Origin of the sequence: Flavobacterium sp. NKUCC04_CG, from assembly GCF_019345525.1 — a bacterium.
Taxonomy (GTDB): Bacteria; Bacteroidota; Bacteroidia; order Flavobacteriales; family Flavobacteriaceae; genus Flavobacterium.
Map to the genome: position 1 here is coordinate 1 of NZ_JAHKRA010000008.1, position 26,421 is coordinate 26,421.

Sequence of the window (26,421 nt, forward strand, 5' to 3'; positions counted from 1 at the left end):
ATACGCTGATACGCTGATACGCTGATACGCTGATACGCTGATACGCTGATACGCTGATACGCTGATACGCTGATACGCTGATACGCTGATACGCTGATACGCTGATACGCGGATGGGCGTATTCGCAAATGGGCGGATGGGCCTATAGACATCCAAGAAAAAATTCCAATTAACGAATAAGCAATTTTTTTACTACATTTGTTTTATGCAAAAATTTGTAAACATATTAAATAAACGCGCGAGATACGATTACGAAATTCTCGAAAAATATACAGCTGGAATGGTATTAGCTGGAAGCGAAATCAAATCGATTCGATTGGGTAAAGCCGGAATAACCGAAAGTTTTTGCGAATTTCAAGGTCATGAATTATTCGCAATCAATACCCATATTGAAGAATACGCTTTTAGCAAACATTTTAACCACAAACCCAAAACCGAGCGCAAACTACTACTCAATAAAAAAGAGTTAAAAAGTTTATTAAAAAGCGTTCAAAACAAAGGTCTAACCATCATACCGCTACGACTATTCACCAATGACAAAGGTTTGGCCAAGTTGGAAATTGGGCTGTGTAAAGGAAAAAAGAATTACGACAAAAGAGATAGTATCAAGGACCGCGATAACCAACGCGATTTGGATCGAATTAAAAAGGATTTTTAATTCTTGACTAATCACTATTATTAGTGATTAGTTCCTATCCTCTAACATGGGAACAAAACGAAAATCGCCAAATTCATGTTTTTCAAATTGAGTTTCCGATTTTCGAATCAATAAAGTCATGATTTGCACCTCTTCTCCTACCGGTATCACTAAGCGTCCTCCTATTTTAAGTTGAGCCATCAAAGGCTGTGGTATAAACGGTGCTCCAGCGGTAACGATGATCGAGTCAAATGGCGCAAAATTCGGCAATCCTTTATAACCATCACCGAAAGTTAAATGCCGTGCTCTCACTCCTAACTTAGGCAGCAATTGCGATGTTTTTTTATACAATTCATTTTGTCGTTCTACACTGAATACCCGAGCACCCATAGCGAATAATACCGCGGTTTGGTAGCCCGAACCGGTGCCTATTTCCAAAACCTTATCGTCTTTAGTCAATTCTAACAACTGCGATTGAAAAGCCACCGTATAGGGCTGTGAAATCGTTTGTCCTGCACCAATTGGGAAAGCGGTATCTTGATAGGCAAAATCTTCAAAACTCGAGTCTAAAAACAGATGACGAGGTATCGATTTGATTGCTTGAAGTACATTTTTGTCGGTAATTCCCTTTCGTTGTAAAACGTTCACTAACTGATTTCGAAGTCCTTGATGTTTGGCAGAATCTTTCACTATTGCATATATTAATTTGCGTAAAATTACGCAATATTTCAGTACAAAAACAGCCTAAAACCTAAGTAGAATAAAGATTCCGGAAAAGTTTAGACTTTAAATCTTAGGGATTAAGCAAATATGTTTTATTTTTGTTCCAAATAGAATTTTTATGTTGAAAATTGGGGTATTGGGAGCAGGACACTTAGGTAAAATTCACCTTCGTTTACTGAATCAATCGGATAAATATGAATTAGTAGGATTTTATGATCCATTTCAAGAAAATGCTAAAAAAGTAGCTGCTGAATTTGGCTATAAATCATTTGACAGCATAGCCGAATTAATCGCAGCGGTAGATGTAGTAGATATTGTTACTCCGACCCTATCGCATTTTGATTGTGCTAAACAAGCGATAGAACAAGGCAAACACGTTTTTCTCGAGAAACCCATTACCAATACGGTCGAAGAAGCAGACGAATTGATTGCATTAGCCAAACAATACGGCGTAAAAGGACAGGTTGGACATGTGGAGCGATTTAATCCCGCTTTTCAAGCGATTAAAGCTAAGATTGAGCAACCCATGTTTATAGAAACCCATCGATTAGCCGAGTTTAACCCACGCGGAACCGATGTTCCAGTAGTCTTGGATTTGATGATACACGACTTGGATGTTATTCTAAGCGTTGTCAATTCTCCCGTAACAAAGGTTAGCGCAAGTGGCGTTTCCATTTTAAGCGAATCCCCAGATATCGCCAATGCGCGTGTCGAATTTGAAAACGGTTGTGTTGCCAATATTACAGCGAGTAGAATTTCGATGAAAAATATGCGCAAAACGCGTTTTTTCCAAAAAGATGCCTATATCTCAGTTGATTATTTAGAAAAAATCTGCGAGGTGGTCAAAATGAAAGAAGCTCCGGAAACTCCAGGAGATTTTGATTTGATTTTTCAAAATGCCGAAGGGGTTTCAAAACAAATCTATTACGACAATCCTAAAGTCGGCAGTAACAACGCTATTTTAGAGGAGCTCGAAACCTTTGCTGATGCAATCAACAACCAAACTACCCCGGTAGTCACCTTAGAAGACGGTGCAGCGGCTTTGCGATTGGCTCACCAAATTATCGGTTGTTTTAAAAAATAAATCGCAAACCAACATATTACCCAATCACCAAGTGTTTCACAAGGATTTAAAACGCCGAGTAACACTCAAGCGATTACATAGGAACTTAAATACAAAATAAATTAAACACATATGAAAAATATAGCTGTAATCGGTGCAGGAACTATGGGAAATGGAATTGCCCATACTTTTGCTCAAAAAGGATTTAAAGTATTTTTAATTGATATTTCTGAAAAATCAATTGAAATGGGAATGAATACCATTCTTAAAAACTTAGATAGAATGATTGCAAAAGGCGCTATTACAGAAGCCGATAAAAAAGCAACTATCGAAAACATCATAACTTACAACGACATTAAAGACGGCGTAATCAATGCGGATTTAGTGGTTGAAGCGGCTACAGAAAACAGCACTTTGAAGTTAAATATATTTAAAGAATTAAGCCAAGTTTGTTCTAAAGACACCATACTAGCTACCAACACATCATCTATTTCCATTACCCAAATCGCTTCTGTGGTATCCCATCCAGAACGCGTTATCGGTATGCATTTTATGAATCCGGTGCCTATTATGAAATTGGTTGAAATCATCCGCGGTTACAACACCTCTGATGCCGTGACTCAACAAATCATGGATTTGTCTAAACAATTGGATAAAACTCCAGTGGAAGTTAATGACTATCCGGGATTTGTCGCAAATAGAATTTTGATGCCGATGATTAACGAATCCATTGAAACGCTATACAACGGCGTTGCTGGTGTAGAGGAAATCGACACGGTAATGAAATTGGGTATGGCTCATCCAATGGGACCACTACAATTAGCAGATTTCATCGGACTAGATGTTTGTCTATCGATTTTAAACGTGATGCATGACGGCTTTAAAAACCCAAAATACGCACCTTGTCCTTTATTGGTAAACATGGTAATGGCTGGAAAACTGGGTGTAAAATCAGGAGAGGGCTTTTACGACTACGCTGAAAGCAAAAAAGCTGAAAAAGTGGCCAAAATGTTTTCATAAGCACCGCCTTTTAATAATATAAAAAAGTATTGGGCTTTAGAGCCCAATATCTTTTCATCTTTATAATCTGCTTTACAATGGCAAAAATTACTCCATTTCAAGGCTTGCGACCTACCTCAGATAAAGTCAGTTTGGTGACCACCCGTTCTTATGACGACTACAGCACCACAGAACTCGCTTATTCTTTAGAATTTAATCCCTTTTCCTTTTTACACATACTGAATCCGGCCTACGCCAATCAGCAAAAAGTAAATATCGAAAAGCGGTATAAGGCCGTAGCAACCAAATTTATGGATTTTAAAAAAGAGGGTATCTTTGTCAAAGAAGATAATCCCGTTTTTTATTTGTACCAAATCGAATCTAAAAACCATCAATTCACCGGTATTTTAGCGGGTACTGCTATTGAAGATTATCAGAATAACTTAATTAAAAAACACGAAGATACCCTCGAATACCGCGTTCATACTTTTAAAGACTATTTGCATTTTACGCGATTCAATACCGAGCCGGTTTTGTTGATGTATCCCGAAAATAAAGCACTGAATGCCTGGATAAACGAATTTAAGCAAAAGCAGGCTTTATACCATTTTACTACTTCCAACAAGGAAAAACACACCTTATGGAAGATTGATCAAGTCAGTGATCAAAATTGGCTGATCGAAACCTTTGGTTCTATTGAACAGCTATATATCGCTGATGGTCACCACCGTTCTGCTTCTGCCGAACTGTTATACAAACAAGATCACGCATCCAACAATCCTCATCTGGATTATTTTATGAGTTTCCTTATTGCGGAAAACAACATCAAAATTTACGAATACAACCGTTTGATTCACGATCTAAATCAGCATTCAAAAACGGACTTCCTACAATTGTTAAATGAAAAGTTTGTCGTAAAAAACAAAAAACAGCAACTGTGGAAACCGACCAAAAAAACGGAATTTGGTATGTATCTCGACGGTGAATTTTATTCGTTGCAATTAAAGAGTACCGGCAATTCCGAAGGGGTTTTAAATAATTTAGACGCACAAGTACTGTATACCGAACTACTACACCCTATTTTAGGTGTCGAAGACTTACGCACAGACAGTCGCATCGAATATGTTCCCGGAACCGAATCGATCATCACCATCAAAGAAATGGTTGATAGTGGCGAATTTGAGGTTGGATTTATGTTGTATCCTACAAATGTGACAGAAATTAAAGAACTTGCCGATAATAATCAAATTATGCCACCAAAAAGTACTTATATTGAACCCAAATTTAGAAGTGGGTTAATCATCTATGAAATTTAAAGAATCATGACTATAGCATCTCGTTTATTGGAAATTAAAAAGGCACTACCTGCAGGGGTAACCTTGGTTGCGGTTTCAAAAACCAAACCGGTGGAAGATATTTTGGAAGCATATGAAGCCGGACAAAGAATCTTTGGAGAGAACAAAATTCAAGAGATGTCAGATAAATTCGAGGTTTTACCGAGAGACATTCAGTGGCATATGATTGGACATGTCCAAACCAACAAGGTGAAATATATGGCCCCTTTTGTCAGTTTAATCCACGGTGTGGATAGTTTTAGACTGCTTAGGGAAATAGACAAACAAGCCAAGAGAAACGAACGCATCATTCCGTGTTTGTTACAAGTATATATAGCCGACGAAGAAACCAAATTTGGGCTCGAAGAATCCGAACTCGATGAAATATTGACTTCGCCAGCATTAAAAGAACTAAAAAACATCAAGATTGTAGGTTTGATGGCCATGGCCACCTTTACAGATGATCAGAACAAAATAAAAAAGGAATTTGACCATTTAAATGCGATCTTTCATCGGGTACAGCTTCAATATAAAGAACTTGAAAATGTAGACTTTAAAGAGCTCTCAATAGGGATGAGTAACGATTATATCACGGCTATAAGCTCTGGCAGCACCATGATACGAATTGGTAGTACTATTTTCGGCAGTCGTAATTATTAATATATAATCTTGTAAGAATTTGTACGCCATATTAGATATTGAAACCACTGGGGGACAATTTAATGAAGAAGGCATTACTGAAATTGCCATCTATAGATTTGATGGCACTCAGGTGGTTGATCAATTCATTAGTTTAGTCAATCCCGAAATTGAGATACAGCCCTTTGTAGTAAAACTTACGGGTATCAATAATGCTATGTTGCGCTCGGCACCCAAATTTTATGAAGTGGCAAAACGCATTTTAGAAATCACACAAGATTGTGTAGTTGTTGCTCATAATGCCGAGTTTGATTATCGTATTCTACGCACTGAATTTAGGCGTTTGGGTTATGATTTCCGACGACCAACCCTATGCACGGTCGAATTGTCTAAGAAATTGATTCTAGAACAACAATCGTATAGTTTGGGTAAACTCGTACGCTCATTGGGTATCCCTATTGCAGATCGACACAGAGCCAATGGCGACGCCATAGCCACCTTAAAGTTGTTTCAACTACTCTTGTCTAAAGATTTGGAAAAAAACATACTTACAGAGATGATTAAATCCGACATCAAAATCGGAATTGCTCCAAAACTGTTGGATATCGTAGAGCAACTTCCCTCTTCTACGGGAATTTACTATATACACAACCAAATGGGTACTATCATTTTTATTGGCAGAAGTACCAATATCAAAAAGAAAGTGAGCCAAAACTTTACCAGCAACACTGCGCTGTTTAAAAAAATTCAAAAAGAAGCCTATACCGTTACTTTTGAAAAAACAGGCAATGAATTGATTGCTTTACTGAAGGAATCCGAGGAAATAGCAGTCAATAAACCCATTTACAATAAAGTAAGCCCTAAAGCGATTTATCCGTATTCGCTTTATATAAAAACCAATACCGCCGGTTTCCTATATTTTTCTATTGAGAAGACCGATGGACGCAAAAAGAATATTATGGCATTTAATTCTCCTTCTGAAGGCCTTAAGTTTACAGAGAAAATTATTTTAGATCATGATTTAAATCCCTTTATCGCTCAATTCAATACCAAAAACAATAAAAAAATAAATAGCGAAAGCTTTTCTGAAGATAGTGTCGAGGCCTTTTCTCAATACAATCCCAGACTATTGTCAGCGGTCCAGGATTATGTTTTAGACGATAAAAACATACTGTTAGTTGATAAAGGCCGTAAAATAGAAGAAAAAAGTGCGGTTGTACTCGAGGAAGGAAAGCTTATGGGCTATTGTTATTACGACCTCAATTATCAAATTACCGCTAAGGAGCGCTTACAGAGTATTTTGATACCGCTTGCTTTCCACAGAAACCACAGAAATATTATTCTAAACTACATGAATAAACGTCGAGGATATAAACTACTTAAGTTTTAATTATTTAAGAAATACGTACTATCATGCAGAAAAAATTTAAGAATAAATATGATATTCTAAAGCAGAAGATATATATCATTATTTACGGTTCCAACACCTTTGCTGGCAAACTATTTGACCTCCTTTTATTGGGGGTTATTTTACTTAGTGTATTGTTGGTTATGTTGGAATCAATTGAACAGCTAGATACCAAATACCACACTTTTATCATCGTATCAGAATGGATCATTACGGTATTCTTTTCAATTGAATATACGTTGAGAATTATCTGTAATAAAAAGCCGCTCAAATACATATTTAGTTTTTATGGAATCGTCGATTTGATTTCGATATTACCGATGTATTTATCTTTTTTTATACCTGGTTCTCGTATACTGTCGGTAGTAAGAGCTTTGCGTTTATTACGCCTGTTTGGCATTCTAAATTTGATGCCTTATGTGGGACAAGAGTCCCATTTAAAATTGGCCTTAATAGCGAGTAGAACAAAAATCATCGTGTTTGTATATTTTATTTTGATCGTTTCCGTTCTATTAGGAGCATTAATGTACGTTATAGAAGGCAAGGAAAGCGGATTCACCAGTATACCAACCAGTATATATTGGTGTATAGTAACCTTGACTACAGTCGGATACGGAGATATAGCTCCCGTAACCACACTGGGGCAAATCATCGCGTCGTTTATTATGATTATGGGATACGGTATTATTGCTGTTCCTACCGGAATTGTTACCGCTGAATTTGCCAATGCCAAAAGAAATAGGCTCCAAAATAAAAACCGCAATTGTCCTTCTTGTACTACAATTATTTATGATGAAGATTCAAACTACTGCTATAACTGCGGTCAAAAATTAAAAAATGTCTACAAGTAATAATTATTTAATCACTATAGTTGGCCCTACTGCCATTGGAAAAACAGCCTTAGCTATTGAAATAGCACAGCATTACCGTTGCGAAATCATCTCTTGCGACAGTCGTCAGTTTTACAAAGAAATGAGCATAGGAACAGCAGTCCCTAGCACGGACGAATTGGCTGCGGTTCCCCATCACTTTATACAGGATAAGAGCATTGAAAAGCCTTATACTGTGGGAGATTTTGAACGTGATGCACTTGAAAAACTCGATGAACTGTTCGCGAAAAATTCCATTCAGGTTATGGTTGGTGGTTCTGGTCTATTTGTCAACGCTGTTTTAAACGGATTAGACGAGTTTCCTGAGGTGAAACCCGAAATTCGCGACATGCTCAATGCGCAATTCAACGATTTGGGATTGGAACATTTGCAAAATCAATTAAAAGAACTTGACCCGATTCATTATACGAAGGTTGCCCTTCAAAATCCGCAACGCGTGATTCGCGCTTTAGAAGTTTGTATCAGCAGCGGTAAACCCTATTCCTCTTTCTTAAATCAGAAGGAAGGAAGCAGAAACTTTACCCCTATCGTTATTGGTTTAGAAGCCGAACGCGAATTTATGTATAGTCGCATTAACTTACGCGTCGAACAAATGATGTCTCACGGTTTGTTGGAAGAGTCGAAAAAATTGTATCCATACAAAAACTTAAATGCTTTACAAACCGTTGGCTATCGCGAATTATTTTCCTACTTGGACAACGAAATAAGTTTGGATTTTGCCGTCTCAGAAATCCAAAAAAACACCCGTAGATTTGCCAAGAGACAATTAACCTGGTTTAAGAGAACACAAGGAATACAATGGTTTAATATACAAACTCCTTTGGTAGAAATACTAAACCACATCAATCAACAACAGTCACCACAAATTTAAAAATAACGTCCCAATGCCCATATCTCCAGATTTTATATCCCTGTATTCACAAAGCCACGAAGTTGACTTCTTGGAATGTGCGCCTAGCGGTAAATTAAAAACAGCAGCCATTGGCCAAATTCTTCAAAAAGTAGCCAATACACATGCTATATTAGGAGGTATAAGCTTTGAAGATTTACAACAGAACAACTTGGCCTGGGTGTTGAGCAAGATGAAAATAGAGATTACTAAACTGCCGCAATGGCAAGATATCATCGAGATTCACACTTGGATTCAAAGCCTAGAAGGCTCGCGCTCCATACGTGATTTTGAAGTTTTTTTAAACGGGGAAAAAATAATGGGCATCAGTACCCTTTGGGTCATTATAGATACCGAAAAGCGACGTCCAGGAGTGATGTCTATAGCTCACGACCATTTTGATATTTTTAACTCTAAAAAGGCTTTAAAAGGAGGATTTAGCAAATTAGCCAACGGTATTTCGTTTGAGCAAATTCGCGAAAACACCGTTTTATATTCCGATTTAGATATGCTTAATCACGTCAATAATACCAAATATGTCGAATGGATCTTAGATACAGTACCTATTGATAAAATTATACATGAAGAATTTTCCGAAATCGAAATGATTTTTAAAAAGGAAATGGTTTATGGAATGCCTTATGCCGTGAACTTACATACGGATGATTCCAAGCAGAGTACTTACAGCATCAGTAGTGGTAGCAGTACGCATTTTATATGCAATCTTACGTGGAAGTAAGCCACCAGTTTATCAATAAAATCTAGCGGCTACAAAAAAACTAGCCACTTACGAACTCACACCCAATAAAAAAGGGTCTTACCATTGCGCGTAAAACCCTTTTTTAAAAGTATTTGCTTATGCTTTAAGCTCTTTAACTACTAGACGGAATCCCTCACCGTGAATATTCAAAATTTCAACTTGTTCGTCTTGTTTTAAATATTTTCTCAATTTAGCAATATAAACATCCATACTACGAGAAGTGAAATAATTATCATCTCTCCATATTTTTGTCAATGCTGCTTCACGAGGCATTAGGTCATTTTCGTAAATCGCTAACATTTTTAATAATTCGTTTTCTTTTGGTGAGAGTTTGATTGGCTCGTCATTCTCAAACGTAAGAAATCGCAATTTTGAGTTTAAATGGAATTTACCGATTTGAAATTCAAATTTAGTGTTGTCCGTTTTAATTTCAGAAGCTTTTCTATGAATAATCGCTTTAATCTTCATCAAAAGAACTTCAGAGTCAAAAGGTTTGTTTAGGTAATCATCTGCACCTACTTTATATCCTTTTAACACATCTTCTTTCATCGACTTTGCAGTCAAGAAAATTATTGGAATATCCTTATTTTTATCTCTGATTTCTCTGGCTAAAGTAAAACCGTCTTTGTAAGGCATCATCACGTCTAAGATACATAAATCATAGGTATCACGCTTAAATTTTTCAAAACCTTCCATTCCGTTTTTAGCGAGAGTGACTTCGAAATCATTGATTACTAAATAATCTTTTAGAATTGCTCCGAAATTCGGATCATCTTCCACGAGTAAAATCTTTTTGTTGTTTGTTGTTTCCATATTACTAATTTATTAATGGCATTTTAATTATAAAGGTACTTCCTTTACCTTTTTCACTTTCCACAAAAACTTGTGCATTGTGATCTTCGACGATTTGTTGAACATATGCCAAGCCAAGACCATGTCCCTTTACATTGTGTAAATCGCCAGTGTGTTCGCGATAAAATTTCTCAAAAATTCTCTTTTGAGCAATTTTACTCATACCCGTTCCCTGATCTTTAATTTTTATTAAAATAAAATCTTTCACATTTTCAGTATAAATATCTATCTGTGGCTCTTTAACAGAATATTTAATAGCGTTATCTAAAATATTGACAATAACACTTGTAAAGTGAAATTCGTTTAATAAAACATCAGTTCTCTTAGCATCTAAATGCAAGCGCGCTTCTCCACCTCTATCTTGTATAATCAAATCAACATGATCTAAGGCGTGTTCGATAACATCGTGAATATTAAGCGTTTCCTTAGGAATATCCAGTTCGCGTTTTTCCAATTTTGAAATGCGCAAAACATTTTCTACTTGAGCGTGCATTCGTTTATTCTCTTCTCGTATCATTTGCAGATATCGGGCTACTTTTTCTTTATCATCCGTAACTTTTGGATTCTTAATCGCATCCAATGCTAAATTTATAGTAGCTATAGGCGTCTTAAATTCATGCGTCATGTTGTTGATAAAATCGGTTTTGATTTCCGAAATCTGCTTTTGTTTAATCAATTGGTTAATCGCACTGAAATAAGCTGCAATAATTACTATTGTAAACAATACAGACATAAAAGTGATACCGATCAAAGACGAAAACAAATATTTACTTTTGTTCGGAAAAGTAACGTACAATTGGTATTTGCTTTTACCATCATTTTCCGTCAATACCGGAACTCCATAGGTCGCATTATCTTTATATACAAAATCATCAGACTTTATTTTCGTTGCCAATCCGTTGTTGTAAATCCCGAATTCAAACGGAGCTGTAACACCATATTGCTTTAGTTCTGCCGTTAATAGGTTTCTCAGTTCACTACGCGATATACGGTCTCCAATTGGCTTTAAAGCAACTATATCTTTAAAATAAATATCGAACTGGGCACGATCTAACACATCAAGATTCTCGGTTTTTTCAACGGTCTGATCGGCTAATGCAGCGCGATTGATGGTCGATTTATCAACTGAGCTTCCGTTAAAAATCTCCGTCTTCCGCTTCGATACGAAATTTTTAATCTTGATACTATCTGCATTTTTATCAAAGAGCGCTCCTTTTAAATTGTAATCTTCTAATATTAAAGTATTAGAATATATAATTTGTTCGTTGGTATTTAGATTTCGCTCCACATACATAAACTGTTTAAGTTCATTCTGTTTGGGTGCCACACCTATACTATCCTTCAATTCATTATACTTGCGATAAAACTCTAAAGCTTCGCGTTGTTGTACCTTAGTTGCCACGTTTCCAATAACCTGCTGAACGTGGTATTTAAACTGTTCCTCATTGTTTTGATAAGACGAATTGATCCAATACAATTGAACTAAAATAATCCCCACCAAAGAGAAACTCATGATCAGAACCAGTAAACGAAACCTAAATTTATTCATGCTATATCAAAATTAACATTAAAATGTTTTATGAAGTATATGATTAACTAAAAATTAACAATCAATAATTATTTATTTTTAGTTAAAATGTTATTGATAATTTTTTCTACTTCTAATTTCGTTCTGTTTTTATCTGTATTTTCTATTATATAGTGACAATATTTTTGTTTTTCATGATCCTTCATTTGATTTATCATAATATTTTGAACATTTTCTTGACTAACTCCATCTCTTAACATCACTCTTTGTATCCTTATCTCCTCAGGAGCAGTGACCAAAATAATTTCATCACAACTGCCTTGGGTTCCTGATTCGAACAAAATCGCCGATTCTTTGATTACAAAAGGCGCTTCTTTTTGCTGCTGTAGCCAAATTTTAAAATCTGCTGCTACAGCTGGATGAACGATCGCATTTAATTTTGATAACTTTTCAGCGTCTTTAAAAACTATTTCCCTAATTTTCTGACGATTCAGCGATTGATTGTCCAAAACCACGGTGGGCTCAAACAACCGGCTAATAACTGCAATAATGTCAGGTCGCTCCATGACTTGTTTCGCACGTTCATCGGCTATATAAACCGGAATTCCCGCTTCTTTAAAGAAATTGGAAACCGTTGTTTTTCCACTACCTATGCCCCCTGTTAAACAAATAATACGATTCATTTCTTAAATTTTAAAGAATAACTCAGGAAAGGCCAATTCAGGTTTTAACTTCATTATAAATATTCTATAATATGATATAGCAAAACCCGTACCATAACTATAAAATTGAATTATTGTTGAGAAAATAGCCAAAAAACCTATCAAAAAACTTTTTTCAACCCAAGCGGCAGTGACAAACAATATGGTAAAATACAACAGGTATAAACCAAGAAAATAAGTAAACCCAACCATAGCCAAGACCAAACTAATCGCGGCTCCTAAAACAAACACGGTTGGAAACCAAAAGGTCAACTTAGCGTGTTCCGGATATCTCGCGTTTAAAATGGGACGTGCTTTTCCAAATTTATTGACCTGTACACTAAATTTATTCCAATCGATTCTCCTTTTGTGAAATACGAAGGCCTCTGGAAACAATTTGGTTTTAAAACCCAAGTTCCACAATCGAATCGTCAAATCGGGATCCTCTCCCGGATGTATATTTCCAAATCCACCCGATATTTCAAAGGCCTCCTTAGAAATGCCCATATTGAAACTTCGGGGCTGGAATTTTTCCAATTTCTCAGATCCCCCACGAACACCTCCCGTTGTTACAAAGGAAGTCATTGAAAAGTTGATAGCTTTTTGGATGTTTGAAAAACTGTCCAACGCCTTATCAGGTCCTCCATAACAAGAAACGTATTCCTCTTTTAAATAAGCATCAACTTTCGATAAATACTGTTGCGGTACGATGCAATCCGAATCCAATATGATAAAATAATCTCCCTGCGCTTGACGCATTCCAAAATTTCGAGAATCACCCGGTCCGGAGTTCTTTTTATAAAAATAAGCGATATTCAAACGTTCTTTATATTTTGCTATGACATCCTTACAGTCGATAGTCGAACCGTCTTCTACAACAACTACCTCGAAATCTGAAGTATAAGATTGACAGGACAAGCTTTCAAGCAATTCGTCCATTTCATCTGGACGATTGTAGATAGGTATAACAAAAGAATAACGCATTTATAAAGTTTTATTAAAACATTCAACAAATGTATTATTAAGTATTGTAATTATGAAATTCATTGTTATATTTATAATAAATAATAGCATAAAAAGTATTTAATTTTTAACTTATTACAAAAAATAGCAGGGAATACGGCACTTCCCACGGCATTGCTAATTTTACAAAAATGTGGTTTTCCTCATGAAAAATCCAAATACTTGTTGTAAAAGAATGTTTTTAACCTTAATTTTTCTTGTTTTTTAAATTAACTTGCACCTAAATACGACACTTCAAATAAATGAATACAATAAAAATATTATGGGTAGATGATGAAATTGATTTACTCAAACCGCATATTCTCTTTTTAGAGAAGAAAAACTATACAGTAACTACAGCCAATAACGGTCAAGATGCCATAGAATTATTTAAAGAAACCAATTTTGATGTGGTTTTCCTCGATGAAAACATGCCTGGGCTAAGTGGTTTAGAAACGCTTTCAGAAATAAAAGCTATTAAATCTTCCATACCGGTAATTATGATTACCAAAAGTGAAGAAGAATATATCATGGAAGAAGCTATCGGCTCGAAAATTGCCGATTACTTAATCAAACCGGTAAATCCCAATCAGATTTTATTGAGTTTAAAGAAAAACCTCGATGTTTCGCGTTTGGTTTCCGAAAAGACGACTTTGGACTACCAAAAGGAATTTCGTAAAATAGCTATGGATATGCAAATGGTGAACAGTCATGAAGACTGGAGCGAATTGTATAAGAAATTGGTTTTTTGGGAGCAAAAACTCGAAAATATAGACGATCAAAACCTGATAGACATACTGGAAAGTCAAAAAGCAGAAGCCAATACACAATTTGGAAAGTTTGTAGAAAAAAATTACGAAACTTGGATCAATCATCCCGAAGAGGGTCCGGTGTTTTCACACCAGTTGTTTCGCAAATGGGTGGCTCCAGAATTACTTGGCGAAAAACCGGTACTTTTTATCGTGATCGACAATCTGCGTTTTGATCAATGGAGAAGTCTTGAAGAAACCGTAAACCACCATTATAAAACCGAAAAGGAAAATAATTTTTATTCCATACTTCCCACAGCAACCCAATATGCTCGTAACGCTATTTTCTCTGGCTTAACCCCTTTGCAGATGGAACAACAATTACCGCAATATTGGAGAAACGACGTTGACGAAGGAGGTAAAAATCTATATGAAGCTGAATTTTTAGCCGAACAATTAAAGCGATTGCGCATCGATATTAAACACGAATATTTTAAAATCACCAACCACCGCGACGGAAAAAAATTAGTTGATAACTTTAAAACGCTTAAAGAAAATAAACTCGTTACCGTTGTTTACAACTTTGTAGACATGATTTCACATGCCAAAACGGAAATGGAGGTGATTAAAGAATTGGCTTCTAACGATAAAGCATACCGTTCCCTAACCCAAAGTTGGTTCAAAAATTCACCGCTATTAGAAATCATCCAACAGGGGCAAGCCGCCGGTTTTAAATTAATCATTACCACCGACCACGGCACCATCAATTGCAAAAACCCCTCTAAAGTTATTGGAGACAAAAACACCAGTTTAAACCTCAGATATAAAACCGGTAAAAGTTTAACTTTTGAAGCCAAAGATGTTTACCACATTAAAGATCCTAAAAAAATACAATTACCCGCTATTAATTTGAGCAGTTCTTTTATTTTTGCCAAAAGCGATTATTTTTTAGCCTATATCAATAATTACAATTATTATGTGAGCTATTTTAAAAATACCTACCAACACGGAGGTATTTCACTGGAAGAAATGATTGTTCCGTTTATCATATTAAACCCTAAATAAAAAGATGGAAAGAGTTTTTTCATTAGATCAAATCGATGCGGTTGCTCAAGAATTGTTGGCGAGTAATTTAGAAAAGGTAGTTTTATTTCATGCCGGTATGGGCGTAGGAAAAACCACACTGATTAAAGCTTTAGTCGCTCAACTCGGTGTAGAAGGCGCTACCAACAGCCCTACCTTTTCCATCGTTAACGAATACCATTCTCAGCAAGCCGGTATATTGTATCACTTTGACCTCTACCGTATAGATGATGAGACCGAGGCCTATGATATGGGATTGGATGAATACTTTGACTCGGGAAACTGGTGTTTTGTCGAATGGCCTGAAAACACGCCCAACATTATACCTGAGATTCGTTCTGAAGTTTATTTGGAACTACGAGCAGATGGTCAGCGCAGCATAACTTTAGAAAACCGTTCAAATTAATCAGCTATGGCTAGAACCACCCCTTTTTCCTCTCACGAATTGATTCCTCAGGAAGAGCGTTTATTGATACAGAAGTCTAAGAGTTCCTTATTTATTGGCGTTCCCAAAGAAAACATCAAAAATGAAAAGCGAATTTGCCTCACTCCGGAGTCCGTCCATACTTTAGCCTCTTATGGTCATCGGATATTGATCGAGTCTGGTGCTGGCGAAGCCTCTAATTATTCGGATTTGGAGTACAGTAAAGCCGGAGCTGAAATTACAAAAGACACCAAAAAGGTGTTTGCTTGCCCGATGATAGTCAAGGTGGTACCTCCTACCTTTGAAGAAATCGAATGGATGGTTCCCGGCAGTTGCTTGTGGTCAACCATACAAATCAAGTCGCGCTGTAAAGCCTATTTTGAAGCCCTGTCAAATAAAAAAATTACAGCCTTAGCTTTTGACTTTATGAAAGACAAAAACGGCTCACTTCCAGCGGTACACGCCTTAAGTGAAATAGCAGGTACTTCATCCGTATTAATTGCGGCAGAACTGATGACGTCATTAAAGAACGGCAAAGGATTGTTGTTTGGAAACATCACCGGCGTGCCTCCAACGGAAGTAGTGATTATCGGCGCTGGTATTGTAGCGGAATTCGCCGCTAGAACTGCTATAGGACTCGGTGCCAATGTGAAGGTTTTTGATAATTCCATTGAAAAACTAAAGCGCTTACAAAACAATTTACCCTATAGGATATTTACTTCAACCATACAGGAAAAACTACTGCAAAAGGCCTTAATGCGCTGCGATGTTGCTATTGGTGCCATTCGCGGCAAACACCGTTCTCCGATTGTCGTATCTGAAGCCATGGTCGATCATATGAAAAAAGGTGCGATCATTATGGATGTCTGCATCGACACCGGTGGCTGTTTTGAGACTTCTGAAATAACGACACACGAGAATCCCATCATCGTCAAAAGCGGCGTGATTCATTATGGTGTCCCCAATATTACCTCGAGATATTCCAAAACCGCCTCTATGTCAATCAGTAATATTATAACACCTTTTATTATAGATTTTGCAGAAAGCGGCACACTTGAACAAGCCATCACTTATGAATCGATCATTCGCAGTGGAATATATGTTTACAAAGGATTAATTACCCATAAATCCGTTGCAGACTGGTATGATTTAGAATACAAGGATATTGGGTTGTTTATGTTTTGATGTTAGCCTATAGGCCCATTCGCATATACGCGTATTCGCCCTTACTCGTAAAAAGGATCTGCCATTCAATCTATTCGCATATACACTTATAAGCCCATCCGCGTATAGATGTATCAGCGTAAAAGCCTATTCGCTCATCAGCTTATAGACGTATCTGCGTATCTGCGAATAGGCTTAAAAGAATTATTTTCCAAAAATACCTTAGTTTTCCAATTCTGAATTGCTAATTTTGCAGAAAAACAATTCAACATGAAATTCACACAGCGTTTAGCATACTATTTATTTGGTTTTTTAATTGGAGGGCTTTTTTTAGTTTTTGTATTTGGACAGAAAAAAACCACTTTCTGTTATTTACCAAATTGTCGTGTTTTGCAAGATTTACGAACTAAACCTTTAATGTTGTCTGCTAGTGCGGAACAAGAATTAAAAGAAGATTGGGTAAATATAGACGATGTTCGGAATTGTTTGACCTACGGAAAAGTTGATTTTGAAAACAGTAAAAAAGATTTTCAAAACGGCAAGATATATGTCATCAAGGGAAAGAACACTAAGAATGAGCCGATTATCGTAGAAATGATCAATTACGATGATAAGGTAGTTTTAAAAGACGTTAGAAAAGGGTAATTTTTTTTAGCAAACCCTTGCAGAATATGATTTTTAGCGTATATTTGTACTCGTATTCAAGGATACATAAGGGCGATTAGCTCAGTTGGTTCAGAGCATCTCGTTTACACCGAGAGGGTCGGGGGTTCGAATCCCTCATCGCCCACCATTAAGGACAAAGAAGTTTTTCTTCTTTGTCCTTTTTTTATGATATAGAAATACGATTTATAAATAACCGTCTTTACACTAAGGAATTCTTTTTTGCTTGCTGCTGTCAAATATTTTGTACTGGTCACGCACAAATTTCACTGCAACCGATTGATGTTATTGGTATAAATTACAATATTTTACAATCCGTTACCTTAACGAAAACTGCTATAACTTTGCGATTTTAATGCATTATGTTTTAGTTGTATTTATCACGGGCTATAGCCACTAACATCCCTTACATTAAATATATAAATCCTTTTAAAATTTAATTGTCTAATTTTTTTAACCCTGATTTATATAAAAAACAAACATATCTTATCTAAAAAATATAATTTTAACATGATAAATGTTAGTATTTCCCATTTGTTCTTCTATTAACTTTATATAGTAAGAGAATAAATAGGCTAATTATAATTTATCAGAGATGAAAAAAATACTACTTTTTAGTTTGCTAACACTATCTATTTCGTGTAAAAAAAACAGGGACACTTCCTTTGAATCGCAAACCGTGCTACCCAAATCAGAATTACTCGAAAAAGCAACCACTTATTTTAAATCAATCAATTCCAAAGAGTACGAAGAAATCAATCCCAATGAGGCATTACTGGGAAAAATGCTTTATTTTGACAAACGTTTATCCAAAAAAGAAAACATCAGTTGCAACTCTTGTCATGACCTAAATACCTTTGGCGTAGACAACTTAGCCACTTCTCCTGGAGACAACGGTACTTTAGGTGCTCGAAACTCCCCTACTGTCTTTCACGCCTCTTTGCATCAAATGCAATTCTGGGATGGTCGTGCCAAAGACGTTGAAGAACAAGCTGGCGGCCCAATACTCAATCCAGTCGAACACAATATACCGAGCGAAGAATATTTGGTAAACAAATTAAAGCAAATCGATTTTTATCAGAAATGGTTTAGTAAAGTATATCCCGACAGTACTGACCCTATTACTTACAACAACATTACGAAAGCCATTGGTGCTTTTGAAAGAAAGTTAAATCCCCAGAGTCGTTTTGACGAATTTTTGGATGGTGATGAAACCGTTTTTAACGACCAAGAGAAAAGGGGCCTTTCGACATTTATAGATACCGGCTGCATCACTTGTCACAACGGAATCGCTATAGGTGGTCAAATCATGCAAAAATTTGGTGTCTATTCCGATTATTGGTCATTAACACAATGCGACAAAATAGATAACGGTTTGTTCGACCTTACCCAAAAAGAAGCTGATAAATATATCTTTAAGGTTCCCGGACTTAGAAATGTTGCTAAAACAGCACCTTATCTGCACGACGGTTCAATCGAATCATTAGAAAAAGTCATTCAAATCATGGCCAAAGCGCAAACCAATATCGACTTAAGTGCAGCGCAAATCAGTGATATTGCAGCTTTCCTTAAAACATTAACCGCTGATATCAGCGATGAGGACAAAAAATCTCCTCACGAAATTTAGGCCATATCAACTATGGCTATTCATCAATAGTGTTTACACTGCCTGCTATACGATATAGGCAGTGTAAACTATAGCTTAAAACCGTATTCGACTGCTTAAATATCGTATCATTGTTTATCTAAAATCTACTTTTTGCGTCCAAACGGTGTCATTACTCATGTATTTGGAGCGGGTAAGCAAACCTCTTAGTCCAAAACCTACACCTAGACAACGCGATACCCTATTTATTTTTCATAACACTTATTTAATCCCCTGGTTATAGAGATGAAATAAAGCTTACAAAAACACATTACAATCTTTTTTATGCGGCAATCCTTTCTTGAAAATCGACAAAAACCTTATCTTCGTCAATTATAATGTGAAATGATGCAAAACAATCTTCTTGAAACACCTATAGAATACTTAAAAGGCGTAGGTCCTACTCGAGGAGACTTACTCAAGAAAGAACTACAGATTTTTAAATACAAAGATTTACTGCATTGGTATCCCAATCGGTATATGGATAGAACCCGCTATTATAAAATCAATGAATTAATCCAAACTAGCAGTGAAGTTCAAATAGTAGGCAAAATCATTCACATTAAAACAGTTGGCCAACAGCGCGGCAAACGATTGGTAGCGACTTTCACAGACGGAACCGGACAAATTGAATTGGTTTGGTTTCAGGCGACAAAATACATACAGGATTCCCTCCAAATCAACACCCCTTACGTGGCATTCGGAAAAACCAATGTGTACAACAATACGTTTTCCATGCCTCATCCCGATTTGGAATTGGTTGAAGAACATAAAAAAAACTTACGCTCAGCCATGCAAGCGGTATATCCGTCAACAGAAAAACTCGTTCAACGCGGCATAACCAATCGCGTAGCTAATAAATTAATGCAACAGGTTTTTATTGAAGCTCATACCCTATTTGTTGATCAACTGCCGCTGTCATTAGTTGAGGAGCTCGATTTGATGAGTCGTAGCGAAGCCTTGTTTAACATACACTTTCCAAAAAACTCCGAAATGCTTGCCAAAGCGCAATTTCGCTTAAAATTTGAAGAATTGTATTTTATTCAATTGCAGTTATTAATAAAAAATGTTAGCCGTAAAAACAAAATAAAAGGATTTCCATTTGATCAAGTCGGTGTATTGTTTAACGATTTTTATCAAAATCACTTACCTTTTCCATTGACCAATGCACAAAAGAAGGTATTAAAAGAAATTCGAAACGACCTGGGCAATCCGGCACAAATGAACCGGCTTCTTCAAGGAGATGTGGGTTCTGGAAAAACCATAGTAGCCTTTATGAGTGCTTTACTAGCCTTGGACAACGGTTTTCAAGCTTGTATCGTTGCCCCCACCGAAATTTTAGCCAATCAACATTTTGTAGGTATTAGTGAATTGGCTGCCCCAATGGGCATTCATGTAAAATTGCTAACCGGATCGACTAAGATTGGGGAACGCAGGATTATTCACACCGATTTAGAATCTGGCGATTTGCAGATTCTTATCGGTACACACGCACTTTTTGAAGATAAAGTCAAATTTAAAAACTTGGGATTAGCCATTATCGACGAACAACATCGATTTGGTGTAGAGCAACGTTCCAAACTCTGGAAAAAAAACACCATTCCCCCTCATATATTAGTAATGACAGCTACCCCTATTCCCCGTACCTTGGCGATGAGCCTATACGGTGATTTAGACATATCCGTTATAGACGAGCTGCCACCTGGACGAAAACCCATACAAACCGTGCATCGTTTCGAAGGTAAACGCCTCAGTGTTTGGCGTTTTATAAAAGATGAAATCGCGAAAGGTCGTCAGATTTATATTGTTTATCCCTTAATACAGGAAAGTGAAACCCTGGATTATAAAAATTTAATGGAAGGTTACGAAGGAATCTCGAGAGATTTTCCATTACCGGAATACAGCATCAGTATAGTACACGGACAAATGACAGCTGCGGAGAAAGATCGAGAGATGGAACGCTTTGCTCAAGGGCAAACCAATATAATGGTAGCCACGACAGTAATTGAGGTAGGCGTTAACGTACCCAACGCCAGTGTGATGATTATAGAGAGTGCTGAGCGCTTTGGATTGTCGCAATTGCATCAGTTGCGCGGTAGAGTTGGTCGTGGAGCCGAACAGAGCTATTGTATCTTAATGACGGGTGCTAAATTGAGTAACGATTCAAAAATCAGAATGGAAACCATGTGTAGAACCAACGACGGTTTTGAAATTTCAGAAGTCGATTTAAAACTGCGTGGTCCAGGAGATTTGATGGGTAAACAGCAGAGTGGTGTTATGGCACTGCGTATAGCCGATTTGGTACGAGACCAAGATATACTGCAACTCGCACGTCATCATGCTATTATATTACTTAAAGCGGACCCTAAATTAGAGCAAGCCGAAAACCAACTTCTCAAAACACAGCTGATTGAACTATCTAAGAAAAGTTCGATTTGGAATTACATCAGTTAACATTACAATTAAAAAACCATAGGATTCTATACTCCTTACTAAAACGATTTACAGATGAAACTCATATTTGCATCGAATAACAAAAATAAAATAGCTGAAATCCGAAATCAGTTGCCTCCAACTATTGAAATTTTAAGTTTAGAAGATATCGGTTGTGTCATTGATATACCGGAAACTTCTGATACCATAGCGGGAAATGCTTTACAAAAAGCCGATTTTATCAAAAGACATTACGGATACGACTGTTTTGCAGACGATACCGGACTCGAAGTTGATGCATTAAACGGTGCACCAGGTGTATATTCTGCACGTTTTGCAGGTCCACAACGTAACGATTCGGACAATATCGACAAACTATTAAAAGACCTTGAGGGCCATACGGATAGAAAAGCTAACTTTAAAACAGTCATTGCATTACATGTAAACGGCCAACTCAAAATGTTTAGCGGTATAGTAGATGGAGAGATCACTCCTAAGCGCATCGGCAGTGATGGTTTTGGCTATGACCCTGTATTTAAGCCTCTTGGAATGAAAAAAACCTTTGCAGAAATGAGCATGACGGAAAAAAATCAAATGAGCCACCGCGGTAAGGCCGTTGCTGAATTAATTGCGTTTTTAAAAAGCCAATAATTTAGCTTCTATATAAATATTATATTAATAATAGTTTCAGATGTATTGTTTTTCGTCAAATTGCAGTATCTTTGTCGCTATTTTAAATTTTATATGAATAAATTCGAACAATTAGGATTAAATGAGTCGCTATTGCTGGCGATTAAAGATCTAGGATTTGAAAATCCGTCTGAAGTGCAGGAAAAAGCGATTCCCTTATTATTAGAAAAAAATACTGACATAGTTGCGTTAGCCCAAACTGGGACTGGGAAAACCGCAGCTTTTGGTTTTCCTCTAATTCAAAAAATCAACGTTGATGACAAGCAAACACAAGGTATCATTCTATCTCCAACGAGAGAATTATGCTTGCAAATTGCGAATGAAATCAAACAATACTCGAAATACGTAAAAGGTTTACACTCTGTAGCTGTTTATGGTGGTGCTAGTATTACAGAACAAGCCAGAGATGTAAAGAGAGGGGCGCAAATTATTATCGCCACTCCTGGAAGATTGCAAGACATGATTAATCGCGGTATGATTAACATTAAAAACATTCGGTTTTGTGTACTAGATGAGGCAGATGAAATGTTAAACATGGGATTCTATGAAGACATTACTTCTATTTTATCTGATACACCAGACGACAAAAACACTTGGTTATTTTCTGCAACCATGCCTATTGAGGTTTCAAGAATTGCAAAAGAGTTCATGACAGACCCGGTTGAGATAACTGTAGGTCATAAGAATCAAGGTTCCGCCAACATCAGCCATGAGTTTTTCTTGGTAGGAGCTAGAGATCGTTATGCAGCTTTGAAACGTTTAGCGGATGCTAATCCAGACATTTTTTCTGTTGTGTTTTGTAGAACAAAACGCGACACCCAAGCCATTGCCGAGAAATTGGTAGAAGATGGTTACAACGCGGCTGCTTTACATGGAGATTTATCTCAAGCACAACGCGACGGCGTAATGAAGTCATTCCGTGGTAAACAAATTCAAATGTTAGTAGCAACTGACGTTGCTGCTCGTGGTATTGACGTAGATGATATTACTCACGTAATCAACTACCAATTACCAGATGAGATTGAAACTTATACTCACCGTAGTGGAAGAACAGGACGTGCCGGAAAATCGGGTACTTCTTTAGTAATTATCACTAAAAGTGAATTGAGAAAAATTTCGCAAATTGAACGTATCATCAAACAAAAATTTGAAGAGAAACCAGTTCCTTCAGGTATTGAGATTTGTGAAGTTCAATTATTCCACTTAGCAAATAAGATTAAAGATGTAGAAGTAGATGCTGAAATCGAAACTTATCTTCCAGCTATTTACGAAGTGATGAAAGATCTTTCAAAAGAAGACGTAATTAAAAAAATGATTTCAGTTGAATTTAATCGTTTCTTAAATTACTACAAAAAAGCAAACAACATTTCTCAACAATCGTCATCTAATGACCGTGAGCGTAGCAGTCAATCTGCATCAAACTACACGGACAACGGATCATCGACTAGATTTTTTGTTAACTTAGGTACTAGAGATAATTTCGATTGGATGAGTCTTAAAGATTTCTTACGTGAAACTTTAGATTTAGGAAAAGACGATTTATTTAAAGTGGACGTTAAAGAAGGTTTCTCTTTCTTTAATACAGAAGCAGAACATTCTGACAAAGTAATGGACATTTTAAATGGATACCAACATGAAGGCCGTAAAGTCAATGTTGAGATTTCTAAAAATGAAGGTGGAAACTCAAGAGGTGGAAGTCCAAGAAGAGACCATAACGGTCGCAGCGGAGGCGGAGAACGCAGAAGTGGCGGCGGCGGTGGATTCCGTTCATCTAATGGTGGTGGTGAAAGAAGATCATCTTCTTCTTCATCTAGAGGAGGTTTTTCTTCTGATAGAGATCGTCAACCTAGAAACGAAAGAAGCAGCAGTAGCAGTAGCGGAAGAAGATCGGATAGTGGAAGCAGCACCGGTGGTGGCTTCGCTAGAAGACCTCGTAGAAGTTAATTGTTAATATTTACAAAATAATACTCAAAACTGTAAAATATCCATTATTTTAGAGCAATCTTTTATAACATGCGATATTTTACAGTTTTTTTATTTTTAGTCGTTACCACAGCCACTAGTTTTGCTCAACAAAAAGCAATTATTAAAGGTACGGTACTCAACGACATTTCCTTTCTTCCCGTTGAAGATGTGAACGTTATCAACTTGACCAAGGTTAAAGGTACAACCACCGCTTCGGATGGTTCCTTTAAAATTGAGGCAGCACTTAATGATTCGATTCACTTTTCATATCCGGGATATATCTCCATAAAAATTCGCGTGACCAACGATTGGTTGAACGACGATCGCTTAAAAGTTTATTTGACCGAGAAATCGATTGAAATGAATGAGATTGTTATCAAACGATACAAACTTACCGGTTTTCTAGAAGCAGATACCAAGTTGATTGCTCTAAATGAGAAAATGGACTTTAACCGTTTTAGACGAAACAACGAACAACCTTACTTTACCTCTACTATTGGTACTTTCTTTAGTCCAGTAGATGCGGTTTATAATTTGTTTAAAGGCAAGTCGTCAAACCTCAAAAAAATTAGTGCCATTAAAGAAGATCAAAACATGATTGCCCTATTGCAATCCCGTTATGATCGCGAAACGATTTGTGGACTTTTAGGTATCTCTAAGGACGATATTGTTAAAACCTTACAAGGTTGTAACAATTCCGATCAGTTTATCTATACAGCTACAGACTATCAAATTTACATAGCCTTAAACGAGTGTTATGATCAAGCCCGGGTTTTATCAAAATCTAAATCTAGTGCATCCCTTTAATTAAGGATGCATTTTTTTTTTGCAATTCTTTTAGACAGCCCTGTTTTAGTTTGAAAATAACCATATTTTTGTACAGACAAACACCACATCCATTATTAACACCTAATCAATACCGCATAAGAATGAATATCATTTTAAAAAAAGCTACAATCATTGATTCCGAAAGCCCCTTTCACCTTCAAATAGCCGATGTTCAAATTCAAGACAACCAAATTATTGCTATAGACAAAAACATCACGGCTAGCGACTTCACTGAAATAGAACTCGAAAACTTACACCTTTCACCAGGTTGGATGGACAGTTCCGTATCACTCGGTGAACCGGGTTATGAAGAAAGAGAAACCCTACAGCACGGTATATCCGTTGCAGCCAAAAGTGGGTTTACACATATTGCGCTACAACCCAATACCAATCCGGTGACCGACAGTCAAAGCATTGTAAGCTTTATCAAACAAAAAGCCGTAGGAGCAGCAACAACGGTTTATCCGATTGGCGCCCTAACCAAAAAGGCAGAAGGTTTGGATATGGCTGAGTTATTCGATATGCAAAATGCTGGAGCCGTTGCGTTTGGTGATTATAATAAGTCGCAAAAAAATAGCAATCTCCTAAAAATAGCACTGCAATACGCACAAGATTTCGACGCATTAATCATCGCCTATTCCCAAGATCAAGACATCAAAGGAAATGGTGTGGTACACGAAGGAGATGTGAGTATTCAATTGGGATTAAAGGGAATCCCTGCCTTGGCAGAGGAATTGCAAATAGCCCGTAATCTCTATATATTAGAATATACAGGAGGAAAAATGCATATCCCAACTGTTTCTACCAAAAATGGTGTACAATTAATTCGCGAAGCAAAAGCAAAAGGTTTAAAAGTTACTTGTAGCGCTACCGCACACCACTTAGTCTTAAACGACGAAGTTTTAAAGGGCTTTGACACACTGTACAAGGTTACACCTCCCCTACGCGATGAAACACACAGAAAGGCTTTGCTTGAAGCGGTAATCGATGGTACTATTGATTGCATCACATCGGATCATAATCCTTTAGATATCGAACACAAAAAATTGGAATTTGACAACGCCAGTAACGGAAGCATCGGTTTAGAAAGCATCTTTGGCGCTTTGATGACGGTTTTACCTCTTGCTGTTGTCGTTCAAAAACTAACCGCTGCAAAAAACATCTTTAAAATTCCAAATAACCGAATAGCCGTAGGCGAAACCGCTTGTTTAACTTTGTTTACACCATCGGAAACCCATACTTTCAGTGCGGAAAGTATTTTATCCAAATCCAAAAATGCTATATTCCTAAATCAACCCATGCAAGGGCGCGTTTATGGAATATATAACCAAAATCAATTAATTTTAAAATAA

General features: G+C 36.8%; 24 protein-coding genes and 1 tRNA gene. 20 read left to right on the forward strand and 5 right to left on the reverse strand.

Annotation, left to right across the window (positions count from 1 at the left end):
- Nucleotides 1-205 precede the first annotated feature (205 nt).
- Nucleotides 206-658 carry an SsrA-binding protein SmpB gene (gene smpB / locus KO524_RS07785; RefSeq protein ID WP_219292663.1) on the forward strand — a complete coding sequence of 151 codons (453 nt, stop codon included), beginning with the start codon at nt 206-208 and terminating at the stop codon, nt 656-658.
- A 27-nt stretch (nt 659-685) separates the two neighbouring features.
- Here the strand turns inward: smpB and KO524_RS07790 are convergent, their stop codons facing one another.
- On the reverse strand, nt 686-1,327 hold the full coding sequence (locus KO524_RS07790; protein WP_219292665.1) for a protein-L-isoaspartate(D-aspartate) O-methyltransferase: 642 nt from the start codon (nt 1,325-1,327) through the stop codon (nt 686-688).
- A 151-nt stretch (nt 1,328-1,478) separates the two neighbouring features.
- On the opposite strand from KO524_RS07790, the gene KO524_RS07795 reads away from it, so the two are divergent.
- From KO524_RS07795 to KO524_RS07830, 8 genes are all read left to right on the forward strand, one after another.
- Nucleotides 1,479-2,444 (forward strand): Gfo/Idh/MocA family protein, encoded by a 966-nt coding sequence (locus tag KO524_RS07795; protein ID WP_219292667.1) that lies wholly within the window; start codon nt 1,479-1,481, stop codon nt 2,442-2,444.
- Between the two features lie 111 nt (nt 2,445-2,555).
- On the forward strand, nt 2,556-3,443 hold the full coding sequence (locus tag KO524_RS07800) for a 3-hydroxyacyl-CoA dehydrogenase family protein (protein WP_219292669.1): 888 nt from the start codon (nt 2,556-2,558) through the stop codon (nt 3,441-3,443).
- Nucleotides 3,444-3,520: 77 nt separating this feature from the next.
- Nucleotides 3,521-4,738, forward strand: coding sequence for a DUF1015 domain-containing protein (locus KO524_RS07805; RefSeq protein WP_219292671.1), 1,218 nt, complete (start codon nt 3,521-3,523; stop codon nt 4,736-4,738).
- Between the two features lie 6 nt (nt 4,739-4,744).
- Nucleotides 4,745-5,416, forward strand: a complete 672-nt coding sequence (locus tag KO524_RS07810) for a YggS family pyridoxal phosphate-dependent enzyme (RefSeq protein ID WP_219292673.1) — start codon at nt 4,745-4,747, stop codon at nt 5,414-5,416.
- Between the two features lie 19 nt (nt 5,417-5,435).
- On the forward strand, nt 5,436-6,785 hold the full coding sequence (locus KO524_RS07815) for an exonuclease domain-containing protein (RefSeq protein WP_219292675.1): 1,350 nt from the start codon (nt 5,436-5,438) through the stop codon (nt 6,783-6,785).
- Nucleotides 6,786-6,808: 23 nt separating this feature from the next.
- Nucleotides 6,809-7,654 (forward strand): ion transporter, encoded by an 846-nt coding sequence (locus tag KO524_RS07820; protein WP_219292677.1) that lies wholly within the window; start codon nt 6,809-6,811, stop codon nt 7,652-7,654.
- On the forward strand, nt 7,641-8,564 hold the full coding sequence (gene miaA / locus KO524_RS07825) for a tRNA (adenosine(37)-N6)-dimethylallyltransferase MiaA (protein ID WP_219292679.1): 924 nt from the start codon (nt 7,641-7,643) through the stop codon (nt 8,562-8,564). Before KO524_RS07820 ends, miaA begins: the two co-directional genes overlap by 14 nt.
- Before the next feature lie 13 nt (nt 8,565-8,577).
- Nucleotides 8,578-9,321, forward strand: a complete 744-nt coding sequence (locus tag KO524_RS07830) for an acyl-[acyl-carrier-protein] thioesterase (RefSeq protein WP_219292681.1) — start codon at nt 8,578-8,580, stop codon at nt 9,319-9,321.
- 117 nt (nt 9,322-9,438) lie between these two features.
- On the opposite strand, the gene KO524_RS07835 is transcribed toward KO524_RS07830, so the two are convergent.
- The 4 genes from KO524_RS07835 to KO524_RS07850 all read right to left on the reverse strand — a co-directional run bounded on the left by KO524_RS07835 (nt 9,439) and on the right by KO524_RS07850 (nt 13,407).
- Entirely contained in the window at nt 9,439-10,155 is a 717-nt protein-coding gene (locus tag KO524_RS07835) for a response regulator transcription factor (RefSeq protein WP_219292683.1), read from the reverse strand.
- Between the two features lie 4 nt (nt 10,156-10,159).
- Nucleotides 10,160-11,743, reverse strand: coding sequence for a sensor histidine kinase KdpD (locus tag KO524_RS07840; protein WP_219292685.1), 1,584 nt, complete (start codon nt 11,741-11,743; stop codon nt 10,160-10,162).
- Between the two features lie 68 nt (nt 11,744-11,811).
- Complete coding sequence (gene coaE / locus KO524_RS07845; protein ID WP_219292687.1) at nt 11,812-12,405, reverse strand: dephospho-CoA kinase; 594 nt, start codon at nt 12,403-12,405, stop codon at nt 11,812-11,814.
- 3 nt (nt 12,406-12,408) lie between these two features.
- Nucleotides 12,409-13,407 (reverse strand): glycosyltransferase family 2 protein, encoded by a 999-nt coding sequence (locus tag KO524_RS07850; RefSeq protein ID WP_219292690.1) that lies wholly within the window; start codon nt 13,405-13,407, stop codon nt 12,409-12,411.
- A gap of 281 nt (nt 13,408-13,688) precedes the next feature.
- Here KO524_RS07850 and KO524_RS07855 point away from each other — a divergent pair, with 281 nt between their 5' ends.
- From KO524_RS07855 to KO524_RS07905, 11 genes are all read left to right on the forward strand, one after another.
- Nucleotides 13,689-15,239, forward strand: a complete 1,551-nt coding sequence (locus KO524_RS07855) for a PglZ domain-containing protein (RefSeq protein WP_219292692.1) — start codon at nt 13,689-13,691, stop codon at nt 15,237-15,239.
- Nucleotides 15,240-15,243: 4 nt separating this feature from the next.
- Nucleotides 15,244-15,663 carry a tRNA (adenosine(37)-N6)-threonylcarbamoyltransferase complex ATPase subunit type 1 TsaE gene (gene tsaE, locus KO524_RS07860; RefSeq protein ID WP_219292694.1) on the forward strand — a complete coding sequence of 140 codons (420 nt, stop codon included), beginning with the start codon at nt 15,244-15,246 and terminating at the stop codon, nt 15,661-15,663.
- A 6-nt stretch (nt 15,664-15,669) separates the two neighbouring features.
- Entirely contained in the window at nt 15,670-16,866 is a 1,197-nt protein-coding gene (locus KO524_RS07865) for an alanine dehydrogenase (protein WP_219292696.1), read from the forward strand.
- A gap of 249 nt (nt 16,867-17,115) precedes the next feature.
- Entirely contained in the window at nt 17,116-17,490 is a 375-nt protein-coding gene (locus tag KO524_RS07870) for a DUF4258 domain-containing protein (RefSeq protein ID WP_219292698.1), read from the forward strand.
- Between the two features lie 70 nt (nt 17,491-17,560).
- Nucleotides 17,561-17,638, forward strand: a tRNA-Val gene (locus tag KO524_RS07875).
- A gap of 465 nt (nt 17,639-18,103) precedes the next feature.
- On the forward strand, nt 18,104-19,135 hold the full coding sequence (locus tag KO524_RS07880) for a cytochrome-c peroxidase (RefSeq protein ID WP_219292700.1): 1,032 nt from the start codon (nt 18,104-18,106) through the stop codon (nt 19,133-19,135).
- Between the two features lie 366 nt (nt 19,136-19,501).
- Entirely contained in the window at nt 19,502-21,607 is a 2,106-nt protein-coding gene (recG, locus tag KO524_RS07885; RefSeq protein ID WP_219292942.1) for an ATP-dependent DNA helicase RecG, read from the forward strand.
- 54 nt (nt 21,608-21,661) lie between these two features.
- Nucleotides 21,662-22,237 (forward strand): non-canonical purine NTP diphosphatase, encoded by a 576-nt coding sequence (locus tag KO524_RS07890; RefSeq protein WP_219292702.1) that lies wholly within the window; start codon nt 21,662-21,664, stop codon nt 22,235-22,237.
- Nucleotides 22,238-22,330: 93 nt separating this feature from the next.
- The gene (locus KO524_RS07895; protein ID WP_219292944.1) at nt 22,331-24,220 is read left to right on the forward strand and encodes a DEAD/DEAH box helicase; all 1,890 of its coding nucleotides are present in this window, start codon (nt 22,331-22,333) and stop codon (nt 24,218-24,220) included.
- Nucleotides 24,221-24,289: 69 nt separating this feature from the next.
- Nucleotides 24,290-25,048 carry a carboxypeptidase-like regulatory domain-containing protein gene (locus KO524_RS07900; protein ID WP_219292704.1) on the forward strand — a complete coding sequence of 253 codons (759 nt, stop codon included), beginning with the start codon at nt 24,290-24,292 and terminating at the stop codon, nt 25,046-25,048.
- 122 nt (nt 25,049-25,170) lie between these two features.
- Nucleotides 25,171-26,421: a dihydroorotase family protein gene (locus tag KO524_RS07905; protein WP_219292706.1), complete on the forward strand. Its 1,251-nt coding sequence runs from the start codon at nt 25,171-25,173 to the stop codon at nt 26,419-26,421.